Annotated in this window: 4 protein-coding genes; 1 reads left to right on the top strand and 3 read right to left on the bottom strand. The window is 70.6% G+C overall.

Annotated features, from left to right (window positions below):
- Positions 1 to 16: 16 nt before the first annotated feature.
- A complete protein-coding gene (locus NR792_RS08900) occupies positions 17 to 775 on the bottom strand; it encodes a glycosyltransferase family 2 protein (protein WP_375759639.1) in 759 nt (252 codons plus the stop codon).
- Positions 776 to 978: 203 nt separating this feature from the next.
- Between NR792_RS08900 and NR792_RS08895 the strand changes: the two genes are divergently transcribed.
- Positions 979 to 2,184, top strand: coding sequence for a Mur ligase family protein (locus NR792_RS08895; protein ID WP_375759638.1), 1,206 nt, complete (start codon positions 979 to 981; stop codon positions 2,182 to 2,184).
- Here NR792_RS08895 and NR792_RS08890 read toward each other — a convergent pair whose 3' ends face one another.
- Complete coding sequence (locus tag NR792_RS08890) at positions 2,185 to 17,802, bottom strand: non-ribosomal peptide synthase/polyketide synthase (RefSeq protein ID WP_375759637.1); 15,618 nt, start codon at positions 17,800 to 17,802, stop codon at positions 2,185 to 2,187.
- 31 nt (positions 17,803 to 17,833) lie between these two features.
- On the bottom strand, positions 17,834 to 19,213 hold the full coding sequence (locus tag NR792_RS08885; RefSeq protein ID WP_375759636.1) for a cytochrome P450: 1,380 nt from the start codon (positions 19,211 to 19,213) through the stop codon (positions 17,834 to 17,836).
- Positions 19,214 to 19,220: the final 7 nt, after the last annotated feature.

Below are 19,220 nucleotides of genomic sequence, written 5' to 3'. Positions count from 1 at the left end.
CGAAGGGGTCCGGGGCTCACTGCCGGCGCCAGTCGAAGGCCACCCGCTGGAAGCTCTCGCCCCAGCCGTCGGGGTTGGCCTGGGGGGAGGCGGGGTTGAAGATGCGCTCCGCGTACTCCGGCGTGGGGGGCTCCGCCGCCTGCCGCACCTTCCGGGCCTCGAAGGACAGGTGGAGGATGCGCATGTCGTCCAGCGGATGCAGGTAGGTCTCCGTCTGCATCAGCCGGATGCGCAGGTTGTCGTCGTCCCCGCCCCAGCGATCAAAGCCCTCGTCGTACCCGCGGACCAGGAACAGGCGCTCCCGTGGCACGCAGATGGAGCCGTAGTGGTGCCAGGGCGGCGCGCTGGCCTTCTCCAGCGAGCCCCCATGGGCCTCCAGGGAATCGAACGTCGCGAAGCACACGCGGCCCAGCGCGGCGCTCCCGGGGTTCGCCGCGATGTGGTCCAGCCCCCGGGCCGGCACGTCCGTGATGAAGGCGGACTCGGGCGAGACGACGAGCACGTTCTCCCCCAGCGCGTGCCGCACGCCCACGTTGATGGCTCGGCACGGCGGTCGCCACGGATGGTCGAAGTCGTTCACCAGCACGCGCCACCGGATGGAGGGGAAGTCCCGGAGGACGCGCAGCAGGCCCGCTTCTTCGCTGGGCTCATCCAGCGCGAGGACGACCTCGTACTCCGGCCGGCTGAAATAGCGCGCGTTCAGCGGAAGCACCCGTTGGAACTCCCGGAGGCGCTTGTAGTAGGGCATGACGACGCTGAGCTTGATCTCGTTCACCCGCGGGGGTCCTCTTCCTTCAGGGCGGTTCCTTGCCTCGTGAAATCTATGCTTTCCGGGTATCCCTTGGCTAGCATGCGGCGCACCGAAGGCCGGACGATAAAGGCATACAGATGATATCCACCGTGTGGAGAGGTGCGTCGCGTATCATTGCCTGGGTCTTGAAGCTCCAGCTTGTGCGCTACCTGAAGAGGAATCCACGGGTGGTCATCGTGGGTGTCACCGGGAGCGTGGGCAAGACGACCACGAAGCTTGCCATCGCGAAGGTCCTGGCGCAGCGATTCAAGGTGCAAGCCCATTCAGGCAACTACAACAGCGAGCTGGGCGTTCCGCTGGCCATCTTCGAGCTGGAGTCGCCCGGCAGTGTCTTCAACCTGAAGGGCTGGCTGGGGGTGGTGCTTGAGATGAATCGCCGTCTCAAGAAACCGCTGCCGTATGACGTGATCGTCCAGGAGTTGGGCGCGGGCCGCAGAGGCGATATCGGATATTTTTCATTTCTCAGGCCCAGGGTTGGCGTGGTCACCGCCGCCAAGCCCGCGCACCTCAAGGGCTTCGGGAGCATCGAGGCAATCGTAGACGAGAAGTTTTCGTTGGCTGAGCTCAGCCAGACAGGACTGGTGAACGCCGAGGAGGAGCGGTTCGCTCCCAAGCTGGGCACGGGGGATGCGAGCAAGCTGCACACCTATGGCACCTCGAAAGGTGAGTATCGCTACAGCATCCGGCGTTACTCGGCGGCGGATGGCTTTGACGGGACCCTGGTCCTGGGACAAGACACCGTGGACGCGTCCGTTCGCATGGTGGGAAGACACATGGCTGAAGCCGTCGCCGCGGCCGCCGCCGTTGGCGCGTTGCTGGGCATGACACCCGATGAGATCAAGGCCGGCGTCGAGCGGATCCAGCCCGTCGCTGGCCGCATGAGTCCGCTGGAAGGCCACAACGGCAGCCTGATCCTCGACGATTCGTACAACGCGAGCCCGGAAGCCATGATGGCGTCGCTCGATACCCTGTACGAGCTACCCGGACGGAAGATCGCCATCCTGGGCGGGATGAATGAATTGGGGGCGGACGGGGCGAAGTACTACGGGCAAATTGGTGGTCACTGCGCACGGCTCGATCTGCTGGTGACGGTCGCGAAGCTGGCCAGGCAGTACGTGGAGCCCGCCAGGGCCGCGGGCCTTGGCGAGGATCAAATCAGGTGTTTCGACACGCCGTATGAGGCTGGCGAGTTCGTCGCGGGACTCCTGAAGCGTGGAGACACGGTGCTCGTGAAGGGTTCCCAGGGTGGCATCTTCTGCGAGGAGGCCACCGCGAAGTTGCTGGCGAACCCGGTGGACACGGTCCGCCTGGTCCGTCAGTCTCCAGACTGGAAGCGCCAGAAGGCCCAGGCCTTCAAGCGGCAAGGTGCGTAGTCAGGGGAGCAGCGCGGAGAGCCTCCGGGTTGGATCCGCGCAGCCCGCCGCCAGGAGCCTCTGGAAGTCCTCGACGATGCGGTCCACCGTCCGCGCCTCATAGAGGTCGCCGTTGGCCTGGGCCATCAGCGAGACACGCTGGTCCTCCGACTCGGAGACGAAGAAGAACATGTTCACCATGAGGCTCGAGCCCTGGGAAATGTTCACGCGGTCGAGCTGAAGCCCCTCGGCCGAGGGCCCGGCGCCCTTGAACTTCTGGAAGTTCTGCATGTTGAGGCCGGGGAAGGTGCGCGCGCTCTTGCTGTCCGGATTCATCCCAATCATGTCCAGCACCCGCTGATAGGGCAGGGCGGAGTGGGCAAGCGCGCCGAGCACCGCATCGCGCACGCGCGTGAGGAGCTCCTGGAAGGTGGGATCGCCTTCCAGGTTGGTGCGGATCAGGATGACGTTGGTGAAACACCCGATGAGGTTCTCGACCTCCAGGTGGTCGCGGCTCCCGATGTTGCTGAACACGGTGACGTCCCGCGCGCCGCTGCGCAGCGCGAGCAGGGCCTGGTAGGCGGCCATCGCCATCATGTACAGCGTGACGCCTTCGCGCTGGCAGTGCGCCTTGATGGCGGCGGACAGCTCCACCGGGAACGTGGCGGTCGTTGACAGCGCGTTGTACGAGCGGGTGGCCGGGCGAGGCCTGTCCAGGGGGAAGTCGACCATCGTGACGCCCTCGGCCAGGTGCCGGCGCCAGTAGGACTCGAGCGACTCAAGGTGCTCGCCCTGCATCTGCTCGTGCTGCCACCACGCGAAGTCCGAGTGCTGGATGCGCAGCTCGGGCAGCCGGGGTTGCTCGCCCCGGACGTAGGCCTGGTAGGCCTGGGTGACTTCCTGGAGGACGATGGCCTCCGACCAGCCGTCCCAGGCGATGTGGTGCGTCAGCACCAGGAGCAGGTGCTCCTCCGGGCCCACCTGGTAGAGCCACGCCCGGAACATGGGCGCGGCCATGAGGTCGAACGGCGTCTGCGCGTCCTGGTACACGCGCTGGCGCACCGCTTCCTCGCACTGCTCCCGAGGCAGCCCGGTGAAGTCCAGCCGCTCCAGCCAGACCGGAGCCAGCGGGGGCACCTGGAAGGCGAACCCGTCCTCGCTTCGCGCGTAATGGGTCCGCAGGATTTCATGGCGCTCGACGAGCGTGTTCAGGGCCCGCTCCAGCGCCCCGACGTCGAGCCGCCCCTGGATGCGGACGCACCGCGGGACGTTGCCGGCGTTCTTCGGCCGGTTCGGGTTCGAGCCCGCGTAGCTGAGCCAGCGTCGCTGCGCCATGGAGGCCGGGCCCGTGGCGCGACCGACCGGGGTGGGGCGCCGTGGGGCGGACCGTGCGGGTGATTCCTCCCGGGCGTCTCCGCTGCCCGGAACGCCCGCGCCCAGTTGCTCCAGGGCCCGGGCGAGCGCCTCGACATCGCGGTGCTCGAAGAGGGCGCGCAGGGGCAGGTCGACGCCGAAGGTGGCGCGGATGCGCGACATGACCTGGACGGCAAGCAGCGAGTGTCCCCCCAGCTCGAAGAAGCTGTCGGTCACTCCCACGCGCTCCACTCCCAGCACTTCCCTCCAGAGCTCCGCCAGCCGTTGCTCGACGGGCGTGCGCGGGGCCACGTATTCGGACGCTGGCGCGGCGGAGGCGGATGCATCCGGGGCCGGCAGGGCCTTGCGATCCACCTTCCCGTTGGACGTCAGGGGCAGGGCCTCCAGCGTGACGAAGGCGGAGGGCACCATGTACTCGGGCAGCTTCGCCTGGAGCGCCTGTCGCAGCGTGGCGGTGTCCACCGCGTGTCCCGCCGCCGGTACCACGTACGCCACCAGGCGCTTGTCCCCCGCGCGGTCCTCGCGCGCGAGCACCAGCGCCTGCCGGAGGCCGGGCTGCTGCTCGAGGAGGGCCTCGATTTCGCCCAGCTCGATGCGGAAGCCGCGCAGCTTCACCTGGAAGTCGGTGCGGCCCAGGTAGTCAATCTGCCCGTCCGCGCGGAAGCGCGCCCTGTCGCCTGTCTTGTAGAGGCGTGCTCCCGGCGTGGTGCTGAAGGGATGGGGGATGAAGCGCTCCGCCGTCAGTCCCGGACGGCCGAGGTAGCCACGGGCCAGGCCCCGGCCTCCGATGTAGAGCTCCCCGGGGACACCGACGGGCACCGGTTCCAGCGAGGCGTCGAGGATGAAGGCCTGCAGGTCCGGAATGGGCACGCCCACCACGCTGGCGGTGCCGCTGGCGTCCCCCGCGCTGAGCGGACGGTAGGTGACATGGACGGTGGTCTCGGTGATGCCGTACATGTTGATCAGCCGCGGCTGGCGGTCGCCGTGCAGGGCGAACCAGGGTTGCAGGCTGCGGAAGTCCAGCGCCTCGCCTCCGAAGATGACGTAGCGGAGCGCCAGGGGCGGAGGGTTCTCCAGGGACTGCTCATGCTGGATGAGCTGACGGAAGGCGGAGGGCGTCTGGTTGAGGACGGTGACCGCTTCGCGCTGCAGCAGCGCATGGAAGTCCCCGGGCGAGCGGCTCACCCAGTAGGGCACGACGACGAGCCGGCCGCCGTACAGCAGCGCGCCCCACAGCTCCCAGACGGTGAAGTCGAAGGCGCTGGAGTGGAAGAGCGTCCAGACGTCCTGCTCGCCGAAGTCGTACCAGGGCCGCGTCGCGGAGAAGAGGCGCAGGACGTTGGCGTGCGTGACGAGCGAGCCCTTGGGCCGCCCCGTGGAGCCGGACGTGTAGATGACGTAGGCGAGGTGCTCCTCGTGCGCCCCCGCGTCCACGTTCTCCGCCGGGAGGGTGGCGAGGGTGGGCGCTTCCGCGTCCAGGCACAGGACGTGCGCGGAGTGGGGCGGCAGGTTGGGGACGAGCGACGTCTGCGTGAGCAGCAGCGGAACGCCCGCGTCCTCCAGCATGAAGGCCAGCCGGTCTCGCGGGTGGGCCGGATCCATGGGCACGTAGGCCGCGCCCGCCTTGAGGATGGCCAGCAGGCCCACCACCAACTCCACGGAGCGCTCCAGGTAGAGGCCGATGCGTGACTCGGGCCCCACGCCCCGGGCGCGCAGCCACGCGGCGAGCTGGTTCGCACGCGCGTTGAGCTCGCCGTAGGTGAGGTGCGTGTCCTCGAAGGTCAGGGCGCGCGCATGCGGCGTGCGGGCCGCCTGGTCCTCGAAGAGGCCGTGCAGCGTGCCCTGCCGGGCGAAGTGCGTCTGGAGGGTGTTCCACTCCGTGAGGAGCTGGCGCCGTTCGGGGGCGGTGAGCAGCGCGAGCCTTCCCACGCGCGTGTCCGGCGCCTGGAGCGCGGCCTCCAGCAACACCTGGAAGTGCTCCGTGAGGCGCCCCGCGGTGGAGGCGTCGAAGAGGTCGGTGTTGTACTCCAGCGACCCGATGAAGCCGTCGGCTCCTTCCGCGAACTGGAGGGTGAGGTCGAACCGGGCGGTGGCGCTGTCCACCTCCACCGGCCGCAGGCGCAGCTCGGGCAGGCGCAGCGCGGACACCGGGGCGTTCTGCACCACCAGCATGACCTGGAAGAGCGGCGGAACGCTCAGGTCGCGCTCGGGGCTCACCGCTTCCACCAGGTGCTCGAAGGGGAGGTCCTGGTGGGCGTAGGCGTCCAGCGTGTTGTCACGCACCTGGCGCAGCAGCTCGCGGAAGGAGGCCTCGGCGTTCACGCGGGTGCGCAGGACCAGGGTGTTCACGAAGAAGCCGATGAGCCCCTCCAGCTCCGCCAGCCGGCGACCTGCGATGGGCGAGCCCACGCTGATGTCGTCCTGCCCCGAGTAGCGCGCGAGCAGCATCTGGAAGACCGTCAGGAGCAGCATGAATGGCGTGGCGCCCTCGCGCTGGGCCAGCGCGTGCAGGCGCTCGGCGGTCGCGGGGGAGAGCGTGAAGCCGTGGCGGGCGCCCCGGAAGGACTGCTTGGGCGGCCGGGGCCGGTCCGTGGGCAGCTCCAGCACCGCCGGGGCTCCGGCGAGCTGCCGGCTCCACCAGTCGAGCTGTTCCTTCAGCGCGTCGCCCCGCAGCCACCGGCGCTGCCACAAGGCGTAGTCCGCGTACTGCACCGGCAGCCCCGCCAGCGGCGACGGCTCACCCTTCGCGAACGCCTCGTAGAGGGCCGCCACCTCGCGCACCATCACGCCCAGGGACCAGGCGTCCGAGATGACGTGGTGGAGGGTGAAGAGCAGGACATGCGAGTCCTGCTCAAGGCGCAGCAGGGTGACGCGCAGGAGCGGTCCCCGGGCCAGGTCGAAGGGACGCCGGGCTTCCGCGTCCGTCAAGCGGTGCACCTCCGCCTCGCGTGTCTCGGCGGGCTGGGAGGAGAGGTCCACCCAGGTCAGCGGCAGCTGGGGCTCCGGTGAGATGTGCTGCCGGGCCTCGCCCGCCTCGGTGCGCAGGGACGTGCGGAGCACCTCGTGGCGGGAAACCAATTCCTCCAGGGCGCGCTGGAGCACGTCGACCTGGAGGACTCCGTCCAGGCGCAGGGCCATGGGGATGTTGTAGCTGGCGCTTCCGGGCTCCAGCTGGTCGAGGAACCACAGGCGCTGCTGCGCGAAGGACAGCGGCACGCCGTCCTCGCGAGGGGCGCGTGTGAGCGGCGGCACCTGGAGCCCGGGCGTCTGCCCTTGCTGGAGCGCGGCGCCCAGCCGCCGGGCCAGCGTCTCCACGGTGGGCGATTCGAAGAGGGCGCGCAGGGGCAGCTCCACGCCGAAGCGGGCCCGCAGGCGGGACACCACCTGCGTGGCCAGCAGCGAGTGACCACCCTGATCAAAGAAGTTGTCGTGGACGCCGACGCGCTCCACCTCCAGCAGCTCCGCCCAGAGCGAGGCCAGCGCCTCCTCCAGCGCGTCGCGGGGCGCGGTGTACGCCTCGGCATTCGCCAGCGCGCTTCCCTCCGGAACGGGGAGGGCCTCGCGGTCCACCTTGCCGCTGGAGGAGAGGGGCAGCGCCTCCAGGGTGACGAATGCAGCGGGCACCATGTACTCGGGCAGCTTCTCCTTGAGCCAGGAGCGCAGCGCGCCGAGGTCCGGAGGGGCCTCGGGGTGCGCGGGCACCACGTAGGCCACCAGGCGCTGGAAGCCGGGAGTGTCCTCGCGAAGCAGGACGGCGGTGTCTCGCACGGAGGAGTGCTGGGAGAGGACGGCCTCGATCTCGCCCAGCTCGATGCGGAAGCCGCGCAGCTTCACCTGGAAGTCGGTGCGGCCCAGGGATTCCAGCTGGCCGTCCGGCAGCCAGCGCGCGCGGTCGCCGGTGCGGTAGAGGCGGGAGCCGGGCTCGGAGGAGAAGGGGTGCGGGATGAAGCGCTCGGCGGTGAGGTCGGGCCGGCCCAGGTAGCCGCGCGCGAGGCCGACGCCGCCCAGGTACAGCTCGCCGGGGACGCCGATGGGCAGGGGGCGCAGCCAGGCGTCCAGCACGTAGGCCTGCACGTTGTGGAAGGGCCGCCCAATGGTGACGCGGCGTGCGTCCACGTCCGCGTTGACGGTGGCGCAGATGGTGGTCTCGGTGGGGCCGTAGGCGTTGACGAACCGCCGGCCCGGCGCGAAGCGCTCCACCAGCTCTGGCGCGCACGCCTCACCCGCGGAGGTGAGGGTTCGCAGGGAGTCCAGCCCGCGCGCGTCCAGTTGCTGCAGCACCGACGGCGTGAGCGTGGCGGCGGTGATGGCCCGCTCCCTCAGCAGCGTGTGCAGTGGCGCGCCCGGCATCAGGTCCTCGCGCGGCGCGAGGTGCAGCTCGCCTCCCGCGAGCAGGACCGGCAGCACCTCCCAGACGCAGGCGTCGAAGCCCGCGGAGGAGAACTGGAGCACGCGGCTGGATGCGTCCAGCGCCATGACGTCCACGGTCTGCAGGGCCGTGTTGCACAGGCCACGGTGCTGCAACAGGGTGCCCTTGGGCCGGCCGGTGGAGCCGGAGGTGTAGATGACGTAGGCGAGTGAGCGCGCGTCCGGAGCGGAGTCCAGGTCGTCCTCGGACTCTCGTGCGAAGCGGGCCTCGTCGGCGTCGAGGCGCAGCACGTAGCCACGATGGTCGAGCAGGTGATCCAGCGAGGAGTGGGTGAGGAGCACGGGTGCCATCGCGTCGGTGACGATGAAGTCCAGGCGCTCGGAGGGCAGGTGCGGGTCCAGCGGGAGGAAGGCGCCACCGGCCTTGAGCGTGGCGAGCAGGGCGATGACGAAGTCCGGAGAGCGCTCCAGGCAGAGGGCGACGAGGACCTCCGGGCCCACACCCACGCGGCGCAGGTGGCGGGCGAGCTGGTTGGCGCGCGCGTTCAGCTGGGCGTAGGTGAATGACTCCGTGCCGGAGCACAGAGCGGTGGCGTCGGGCGTGCGCGCGACCCGGGCCTCGAAGAGGCGGTGGACGAGGGGGGCCTCGGGCAGCTGCCGCCGGGCCTCGTTCCAGTCGCGCAGCAGGTGCTGACGCTCGGAGGGTGTCAGCAGCTCCAGCCTGTCGAGGCGGGCGGCGGGCTCCGCGACCACCGTCTCCAGGAGCAGGCGCAGGTGGTCACCGAGGCGCGCGATGGTCGTGCTGTCGAAGAGGTCCGTGTTGTATTCGAAGCTGCCGGCGAGCCCCTCGGGCGTGTCCGAGAGGAACAGCGTCAGGTCGAACTTGGAGACGCCCAGGTCCATCTCCAGCGGGCGCAGCGAGAGGCCGGAGACGGAGCGGGCCCCCGGCTCGGGCTGGTTGAGGACGAACCAGACCTGGAAGAGGGGGCTGTGCGCCAGGTTGCGCTCCGGCTTCAGCTCCTCCACCAGCTTCTCGAAGGGAATGTCCTGATGCGCGTAGGCGCCCAGCGTCGTCTCCCGCACGCGCTGGAGGAGCTCACGGAAGCTGGCGCCCTGCTGGATCCGCGTGCGCAGCACCAGGGTGTTGATGAAGAAGCCGATGACGCCCTCCAGCTCCGTCATCCGGCGGCCCGCGATGGGCGAGCCCACGCTGACGTCGTCCTGCCCCGCGTAACGCGACAGCAGGAGCTGGAAGGCGGCCAGCAGCAGCATGAAGGGCGTGACGCCCTCGCGCTGGGCCAGGAGCCTGAGAGAGGCGGAGAGGTCCGGCGGCAGGCGCACGGGGTGAGACGTCCCGCGGAAGGTCTGCACGGATGGGCGCCGGCGGTCCGTGGGCAGCTCCAGGTGCGAAGGGGCCCCCGAGAGCTGTTCGCGCCACCACGCGAGCTGTCGCTCCAGCTCCTCTTCCCGCAGCCACTGGCGCTGCCAGACGGCGTAGTCGGCGTACTGCACGGCCAGCTCGGGCAGCGGTGACGGCCGGCCCTGGGTGAAGGCCTCGTACAGGGTGCCCATCTCGCGCATCAGCAGCGGGATGGACCAGCCGTCCGAGATGATGTGGTGCATGCAGAGCACCAACGCATGCCGCTCATCGGACAGGCGCAGCAGGGTGGTGGTCAGCAGCGGCCCCTGGCCCAGGTGGAACGGCCGCTGGATGGCCTGCTGCGCGATCCTCCGGGCATGAGGCTCGCGTTCCTCCACGGGCAGGTGGCCCAGGTCGATACGCTCCAGCTTCAGCGGGGTGGGCGGCGCGACCCGCTGCACGGGCTGGCCTTCCTCCACCGCGAAGGTGGTGCGCAGGCTTTCGTGGCGGCGCACCAGCTCCGTGAAGCAGCGCTCCAGCACGGTCGGGTCCAGGGGCCCTTCCAGCCACAGCACCATGGGCATGTTGTACAGCGCGCTGCCCGACTCCAGCTGGTCGAGGAACCACAGTCGCTGCTGCGCGAAGGACAGCGGCGGGGACGCCGGACGCGCACCCGGCACCAGGGGCGGCAGCCGTGGCCCCAGGGCCGCGTCGCCGCGCGAGTCGATGGTGCGCGCCAGGGCCTCCAGCGTGGGGGACTCGAAGAAGTCGCGCAGGGGCAGGTCGACGCCGAAGGTGGAGCGGAGGCGGGCGACCACTTGAGTTGCCAGCAGCGAGTGGCCCCCGAGCGCGAAGAAGCTGTCCTGCCGGCCCACGCGGGGAGCGCGGAGCACCTGGGTCCACAGCGCGGCCAGCGCCTGTTCCGTGGGCGTGGAGGGCGGAGCGAAGTCCGCTCCAGATGGGTCGCGGGTGTCCGGTGATGGCAGGGCCTTGCGATCCACCTTGGCGTTGGAGGTCAGCGGCAGGGCATCGAGCGGCACGATGGCCGAGGGGCGCATGAACTCGGGGAGGCGCTCTCGCAGGAAGCCCTGGAGGGACGTCACGTCCAGGGACTGCTCGGGCTGAGCGACGACATAGGCGACGAGGCGCTTGTCGCCGGGCGCGTCCTCGCGCACGAGGGCGATGGCCTGGCGCACGAGAGGGTGGGACGCGAGGGCGGCCTCGACCTCGGCCAGCTCGACGCGGAAGCCGCGCAGCTTCACCTGGTGGTCGAGGCGGCCGAGGAACTCCAGCACCCCGTCCTCGCGCCAGCGGGCCAGGTCGCCGGTGCGGTAGAGGCGTGCGCCGGGCGTGGAGGAGAAGGGGTCGGGGATGAAGCGCTCGGCGGTGAGGTCCGGGCGGGAGAGGTAGCCACGCGCCAGACCGTCGCCGCCGATGAAGAGCTCGCCCGGAGCGCCGAGGGGCATGGGTGCCAGGGCGTCATCGAGCAGGTACACCTGGGTGTTGGCGATGGGCGCGCCGATGGGGACGCTGGTGCCCACCTGCTCGGGCCGCGTCATGCGGTGGGTGGACGTGAAGAGGGTCGACTCGGTGGGGCCGTAGCAGGCGGTGACGGGGAGGCCGAGCTGCTCCACGATGCGGCGCACGTGGGGCGCGGAGACGACGTCGCCGCCCGTGAGGACCTGCCGCAGGCCCTTGAGCGCGTCCGGCTCCAGATCCACCACCTGGGTGAGAAGGCCCGCGGTGAGGTGGAGCGTGGTGACCTGGTGCTCCTCGATGACGCGGCGGAGGAGCTTCAGGTCACTGGGGGACTGGGGCGGGAAGACGACGAGGCGTCCGCCAAAGAGCAGTGGGCCCCAGACCTCCAGGGTGGAGGCATCGAAGGAGATGGGGGCGATGAGGAGGAAGGACTCGTCGGGGCCGAAGCGGGCGAAGTCGTTGCCATGAAAGAGGCGGAGCACGGAGCGGTGCTCGATGGCGACGCCCTTGGGCCTGCCGGTGGAGCCGGAGGTGAAGTCGACGTAGGCGAGGTTGCGGGAGGTGACGGCGGAGGCGGGAGGAGACGAGGGCCAGTCGCTGAGGCGCAATTCCTCCAGCAGCAAGCGGGGCAACGCGTCCGGAAGGGAGAGGCGTACGGAGAGCTCGCGCGAGGAGAGCAGCAGGCGCGGGGGCGCGTCCTCGAGCATGAAGGCCAGGCGCTGGGTGGGGTAGTCCGCGTCGAGGGGGAGGTAGGCGGCGCCCGCCTTGAGAATGGCCAGCAGCGAGACGACAAGCTCAACAGAGCGCTCGAGGCAGAGGGCGACGAGGTCATCCGGCCCGACGCCGCGGGAGCGAAGGGCATGGGCCAGCTGGTTGGCCTGGGTGTCGAGCTGCCGGTAGGTGAGGCGCTGGGCGCCGAACTCGACGGCGATGGCGTCGGGACGAAGGGCGGCCTGCTGCTCGAAGAGGTGGTGGATGCAGCTGTCGCCCGGGAAGGGGGAGGAGGTGGCGTTGAAGTCGCGCAGCAGCTGACGGCGCTCCTCGAGGGAGAGCAGCGAGACGTCGCCCAGGCGAGACGCGGTGGTGAGGGAGACGAGCACCTGACGCCAGTGGGCCAGCAGGCGCTGGAGGGCCTGGGGCTGGAAGCGGGGCGTCTCGGCGACGGCGCGCAAGCGAAGCGCGGCGGCGGGGATGACGGAGAGAGTCAGCGGGTAGTTGGTGCTCTCGAAGCCGTGGATGTCCTGCAGCACGATGGAGGAGGAGGGCCCCAGCAGGGAGGAGTCGAGGGGGTAGTTCTCGAAGACGAGCAGCGACTCGAAGAGGGGCGTGCCGCGAGGGACTTCGCTCCAGGACTGGACCTGGACGAGGGGCGCGTGCTCGTACTGGCGCAGCTCCAACTGCTGGGCCTGGAGGGACGCAAGCCAGGGCAGGGGGGAGGAGGAGGCCGGAGCGCGGCGGACGCGGATGGGCAGGGTGTTGATGAAGACGCCGACGATGGTGTCGGAGCCGGGAAGCTCCGGAGGTCTGCCAGCGACGGTCTGGCCGAAGACGACGTCGTGCTCGCCGCTGAAGTGCGAGAGGACGAGCCCCCAGGCGGCCAGCGCGAGCGTGGGGAGCGTCAGCTGATGGCCGCGTGCGAAGGCCTGGAGCGCCGCCGTCTCCTCGGTGGAGAAGCCCAGCTCCAAGACGAGATGCGACGCGGCCTGCCCCTTCGCGAGCGTGGCACGCGAGTCCGCCGGAAGAGGCGTGGGCGAGGCGAAGCCCTCCAGGTACGTGCGCCACCAGGCCTCATCGCGGCCCGGCTCGCGCTGGTGCAGCCAGGCGATGTAGTCCGCATAGGCGGGCCGGGAGGTGGGGAGGCGCCGGTTGCCGGAGCGCAGGGCGTCGTAGAGGGAGAAGACGTCCTTGATGAGCAGCCCCAGGCTCCAGCCGTCCACCAGCAGGTGGTGGTGGCTCCAGAGGAAGCGCACCACGTGCTCGCCCAGGCGCACCGCGGTCAGCCGGATGAGGGGCGCCTGACGCAGGTCCACGCCGCGGTGCTTGTCCTCGCGCAGCAGTTGCTCGAAGCGGGAGCGCTGCTCCTCGGCGGGCAGGCCGCGCCAGTCCAGCTCCTCGAAGGGGAAGGGCGCGTCGGCGTGCACCACCTGGACGGGGACGTCGAGTCCCTCCCAGTGGAACGAGGAGCGCAGGATGGAGTGCAGCTGGATGCAGACGCGCCAAGCCTCCAGGAAGGCCTGGAGATCCAGGGGCGAAGCGACGGTCCAGGACAGCTGCTCGAAGTAGACGCTCGACTCAGGAGCGAGCTGGACATGGAAGAGCATGCCCTGCTGCGTGGGCGACAGCGGGTAGACGTTCTCGATGTTGGCGCCGGTGCGCGACACCAGGGCGTCGAGGGCGGACTGGGACAGCGAGGCGAGGGGGAAGTCGCCCGGCGAGAAGCGGCGGGCATCCTCGGAGTGGCGCTCGGTGATGAGCGCGCGCAGGTGGTGCTGGAAGCGCGACGCCAGCGTCGCGATGGTGGCCTCGGAGTGCAGCTGCTCGCTGTAGCTGAAGAGGAACCGCAGCTGGCCCTGCTGCACGTTGCCGTTGATCTCCAGCACGTGCAGTCGCGTGCCGGAAGGGGCGAGGGAGGGCCCCGTGGCCTCGGAGGCCCTCGCGAAGAGCTGGCTGGAGGCGGCGGTGGTGTCGAACTGGCCCGTGTAGTTGAAGGCCACCTGCGGCGGGGGCTGGGCGTGAAGCGGCTGGGAAAGCGCCTCCGGCCCCATCCACTTGAGCAGGCCATGTCCGATGCCGTGATGCGGGAGCCGGAGCAGCGAGTCCCGGATGGCGCGCAGGCTCGTGCCAGTGCCGCCGTCCGACGGCACGCGCAGCAGCACCGGCACCAACGACGTGAACCATCCCACCGTGCGTGAGGTGTCCACGTCCGCGAAGAGCTCCTCGCGGCCGTGCCCCTCCAGGTGCACCCGCACGTCCCGCTGCCCGGTCCACTCGGCCAGGGCCTGGGCCAGGGCCGTCAGCAGCACGTCGTTGATGCGGGCGCGCCAGGCCGTGGGCACTTCCTGGAGCAGCAGCCGGGTCTCCTCGGCCTCGAAGGTGATCGCGTGCGTGCGCTCGGAGGAACGAAGGTTCTCTCCGGTGGTTTCGACCGGCAGGGGCGCGACGTGCACGCGCCCATCCTCCAGCCACAGGGGCGCCTCGGCCGCGAGGGCCTCGGAGTGCCCGTGGGCCTGGAGGCGCCGGGCCCAGGTCTGGAAGGAGGTGCTCTTGGAGGGCAGGGACGGCGGCTCACGCCGCAGGAGCTGGAGGCAGATCGTCTCCAGGTCTTCCAGCAGCACGCGCCAGGAGACGACGTCCACCACCAGGTGGTTCACGATGATCAGCAGCCGCTGCTGACCTTCGCCGAGCTCGAAGAGGGCCGCTCGCAGCAGGGGGGGCTTGGACAACTCGAAGCTTGCCTGGAGGCGCGCGGCCTCGGCCTCCAGGGCGGCGGCTTGCTCACCGGAGGGCGTCGCGGAGAGGTCCCTCCGGAGCAGCTGGAGGGGGGCCTCCTCCACGCTGGCGTTCTCCTGCAGCCAGCGTCCCTCGTGCTGGAAGAAGCGCAGCCGCAGGGCGTCGTGGTGCGCCACCAGGTGCTGGAGTGCCTGCTCGAACAGGGCGGGCTCCCGCGGGTGGAGCGGGGTCAGCAGCAGGGCATGGTTGTAGTGGTGCGCGTGCGCGGCGTCGTGCTGGAAGAGGTGCTGCTGGATGGGCGTCAGCGGGACGGGGCCCGTGACGGCGCCCTGCTCCGTCGCGGCCCGGGAGGTGACCTGGACCACCTGCGCGAGCCGGGCCACGGTCTGGTGCTGGAAGAGGTGGCGCGTGGTGAGCACCAGGCCGGCCTGCCGGGCGCGGGCCACCACCTGGAGGCTGATGATGGAGTCGCCGCCCAGCTCGAAGAAGTTGTCGTGGATGCCCACCTGCTCACGACCCAGCACTCGCGACCAGATGTCCGCCAGCTGCCGTTCCACCTCGTCGCGGGGCGCGACGTAGGCGGCCGCCTGGAGCTGGGTGGAAGCCTCCGGAGCAGGCAGGGCACCACGGTCCACCTTTCCGCTGGAGGAGAGGGGCAGGGCCTCCAGCAGGACGAAGGAGGCGGGGACCATGTAATCGGGCAGCTTCTCCTTGAGCCAGGTGCGCAGGGAGTCGATCTCCGGAGGAGCCTCGGAGTCGGCAGCCACCGCGTAGGCGACGAGGCGCCGGTGGCCGGGGGAGTCCTCGCGCAACAGGACCACGCAGTCGCGGACCTGGGGATGGAGGGAGAGGACGGTCTCGACCTCGCCCAGCTCGATGCGGAAGCCGCGCAGCTTCACCTGGTGGTCGAGACGGCCGAGCGACTCGAGCTCGCCGTCGGGAAGCCAGCGGGCCTTGTCGCCGGTGCGGTAGAGGCGGGCGCCGGGCTCGGAGGAGAAAGGATTCGGGATGAAGCGCTCGGCGGTGAGGTCGGGCCGGCCCAGGTAGCCGCGCGCGAGGCCGACGCCTCCCAGGTACAGCTCGCCAGGGACGCCGATGGGCAGGGGGCGCAGCCAGGCGTCCAGCACGTAGGCCTGCACGTTGTGGAAGGGGCGTCCCAGGGTGACACGGTCCGGCCGGAGCGCGGTGTTCACGGCGGCGCAGACGGTGGCCTCGGTGGGGCCGTAGGCGTTGACGAACCGCCGGCCCGGCGCGAAGCGCTCCACCAGCTCCGGTGTGCACGCCTCACCCGCGACGATGAGCGTCCGCACCCCCGCGAGCTCCTCGGGTTGCAGCTGCGCCAGCACCGTGGGCGTGAGCTTCAGCGTGGTGATGGACTGCTCGCGCACCAGGTCCACGAGGGGCGCGCCCGGCATCAGCTCCTCACGCGAAGCCAGCACCAGCGTGGCGCCCGACAGCAGCGCGGGGATGATCTCCGACACGGACGCGTCGAAGCCGGGAGAGAAGAACTGGAGCAGCCGGCAGCCGGGCCGCAGGTCCATGAAGTCCACGGTCTGCAGGGCCGTGTTGCACAGGCCGCGGTGCTGTAGCAGGGCGCCCTTGGGCCGGCCGGTGGAGCCGGAGGTGTAGATGACGTACGCCAGCGAGCGCGCATCCGGGGCGAAGTCCAGGTTGTCCTCGGACTCGCGTGCGAAGTGGGCCTCGTCCTCGTCGAGGCGCAGCACGTAGCCATGCCGGTCGAGCGGGTGATCCACCGAGGAGTGCGTGAGGAGCACGGCCGCCACCGCGTCCGTGATGATGAAGTCCAGGCGCTCGGTGGGCAGGTGCGGATCCAGCGGGAGGAAGGCGCCGCCGGCCTTGAGCGTGGCGAGCAGGGCGATGACGAAGTCGAAGGAGCGATCCAGGCAGAGGGCGACGAGGACCTCCGGGCGCACGCCCACGCGGCGCAGGTGGCGGGCGAGCCGGTTGGCGCGCGCGTTCAGCTGCGCGTAGGTGAGCACCTCCGCGCCGAAGCACAGGGCGGCAGCATCGGGCGTGCGCGCGACCTGCGCCTCGAAGAGGCGGTGGACGAGGGGGACTTCAGGCAGCTCCCGCCGGGCCTCGTTCCAGTCGCGCAGCAGGTGTTGACGCTCGGAGGGCGTCAGCAGCTCCAGCTCGGAGAGCCGCGCGTCGGGACGGACCAGCACGTCCTCGAGCAGGGTCTGGAGCTGCGTGGCCATGCGGGCGATGGTGGCCGCATCGAAGAGGTCGCTGTTGTAGACGAACAGGCCCTGGAGGCAGCCGTCGGATTCCGTGAAGGCCAGCTCCAGGTCGAACTTGGAGACAGTGGTTTCCAGCTCGAGCAGCCGCAGGGTGAGCCCGGACACGCTCAGCTTGGACGCGGGAGTGTTGAGGACGGTGAAGAGGACCTGGAAGAAGGGGTTGTACGAGAGGTTGCGCTCGGGCTTGAACTCCTCCACCAGCTTCTCGAACGGAATGTCCTGGTGCGCGTAGGCACCCAGCGTCGTCTCTCGCACGCGCTGGAGGAGCTCGCGGAAGGAGGGGGCCCCGTCCAGGCGGGTGCGCATCACGAGCGTGTTGGCGAAGAAGCCGATGAGCCCCTCCAGCTCCGCCAGCCGGCGGCCCGCGATGGAGGAGCCCACGCTGACGTCGTCCTGCCCCGCGTGACGCGACAGCAGGAGCTGGAAGGAGGCCAGCAGCAGCATGAAGGGCGTGACGCCCTCGCGCTGGGCGAAGGCCTTGAGCGCATCGGAGAGCTGCCGCGAGAAGAGCACCGGATGGCCCGCCCCACGGAAGGACTGCTCGGCGGGACGGGGACGGTCCGTGGGCAGCTTCAGCAGGGCCGGCGCGTCGGCGAGCTGCTGGCGCCAGTAGGAGAGCTGGCGCTCCAGCTCCTCGTCTCGCAGCCACGCCCGCTGCCAGACGGCGTAGTCGGCGTACTGCAGGGGCAGCTCCGGAAGCGGCGAGGGGCGGCCCTGGAGAAAGGCGGCATACAGCGTCCCCATCTCCCGGACGAACACCGCCGTGGACCAGCCATCCGAGACGATGTGGTGCATGCAGAGCACCAGCACGTGCTCCTCCGCGTCCAGGCGCAGCAGGCTGGCCCTGAGCAGCGGCCCCGTCACCAGGTCGAAGGGGCGCTCGGCTTCCGCCTGGGCCCGGCGCAGGACCTCGGACTGGCGCTGCTCGGAGGGAAGCGAGGAGAGGTCCACGACCTGCATCCGCAGGGGCTGGACGGTCGAGATGACCTGCTCGGCCGAGTCCGTCTCCGGATCCTGGCGGAAGGTGGTGCGCAGCGACTCGTGCCGGTTCCCCAGCGCTTCGAAGGCCCGCTCGAGCACCGCGACTTCCAGCGGCCCCTGGAGCCGCACCGCCGCGGGGATGTTGTAGCGCGCGGTGTCCGGCTCCAGCTGCTCCAGGAACCACAGCCGCTGCTGCGCGAAGGACAGGGGCGCCTTCGTCCCCTGGGGCCTGGGGCCCAGCGGAGGAAGGGACTGCTGCCGCGCGGGCGTGTTGGGCCCGGCCGGGGTGGTGGACCGCAGCTTCTTGAGCAGCAGGGCCTGCTTTTCGGGGGACAGGCCGGCCAGACGCTTGAGGAGGTCGCTCATGGGGGCGGGTTCGGTAGGAGGAGCAGAAGGGTCAGGAAGCCGAGCCGACCGGCTGGAGGGTGGCCATCAGGCCGTCGCGGGGGCGGTAGGTGGAGCCGGACATGGCCCGCACGGGTCGCTCCGACGACAGGCGCACCTGGTGGCGCTGCATCAACGTGGCGAGCGCGGTGGTGATGAGCAGCAGCGTGTAGTGGTTGCCGATGCACAGCCGCTGGCCCGCGCCAAAGGGCATGTAGGCCTGGCGCTGCTCCCGGCGCTCGCGTTGTTCGGCGAGGAAGCGCTCCGGCATGAAGCGCTCCGGCTGCTCCCAGGCGCTGGGGTGGCGGTGGAGGATGTAGGGGGAGACGACCACCAGCGTCCCGGGGGCCACGGTCCAGTCGCCAATGCGCCCCTCCTCCCGGGCCTGACGCGTCACGCGCCACGCGGGGGGATGGAGGCGCAGCGTCTCCTCCACGACCGCGCGCGTGTACGCGAGGCGCTGGACGGTGGCCTCCGAGGGGGGCTCTCCGCGCAGCACCTCCGCCAGCTCCTGGCGCACGCGCTGCTGGGCTTCGGGGTTTCGCGCCAGCGTGTACCAGCACCAGGTGGCCGCGACCGCCGTGGCCTCGTGTCCGCCCACGAAGAGCGAGACGAGCTCGTCGCGCACCTGCTCGTCCGACATCGCCTCGCCCTGCGCGTCCCGGGCGCCCAGGAGCATGCCCAGGATATCGTCCCCCACGTCGGGGGCCTGGCGGCGCTCGGCGATGAGGGCGTAGAGGGCCGAGTTCAGGCCCTGGATGGCGCCCATGAAGCGGCGGCGGCGTGCGGGCAGCATCCGCAGCAGGCCCAGCACGGTCGTCACCAGCGAGTCCCGGGGGCCGTGCATGTCGCGGGTGATGAGGTCGATGCCGCCGCGCAGGGGCTCGCTCTGGGCGTAGGCGTCGCGGGAGAAGATGGACTCGCCCAGCACGGAGATGACCAGCTGGCGCATCTCCGTGAGCAGGTCCACCTGTGCGCCGGAGCGCGCCAGCGGCTCCCACCGCTCCGCGGTCCGCTCGATGCCGCGCACCATGCCCGCCACCATGGGGCCCATCCGGGGACGGTGGAAGGCGGGCTGGACCATGCGCCGCTGGCGCATCCAGAAGTCACCTCGGCTGGCGAACAGCCCCCGGCCCAGCAGCGGCCCGCCGCGGCCGTTCTCCGGCCCGACGGGCCGGTACGTGCGGACGTTCTCCACCAGCACGTGCTGCGCGTGCTCCGGGTGGCAGACGAGGAGGGTGGGGCCCTCGAACAGGTTGAAGTAGACGAGGTCGCCGTGGCGCTGGTGCCCGCGCATCAGCAGGCGCAGCGGGTTCTTCACCTGCTGGACGCCGGTGCCGAGGAGCCAGTGCTGTTTCGGGCCAGGGGGGAGGGGGTTCTGGGTGGCTTTCATCTCAGGA

It is taken from the genome of Corallococcus exercitus, from assembly GCF_042231735.1.
Lineage (GTDB): Bacteria > Myxococcota > Myxococcia > Myxococcales > Myxococcaceae > Corallococcus > Corallococcus exercitus_B.
This window is presented reverse-complemented; position numbering and strand designations above follow the sequence as displayed.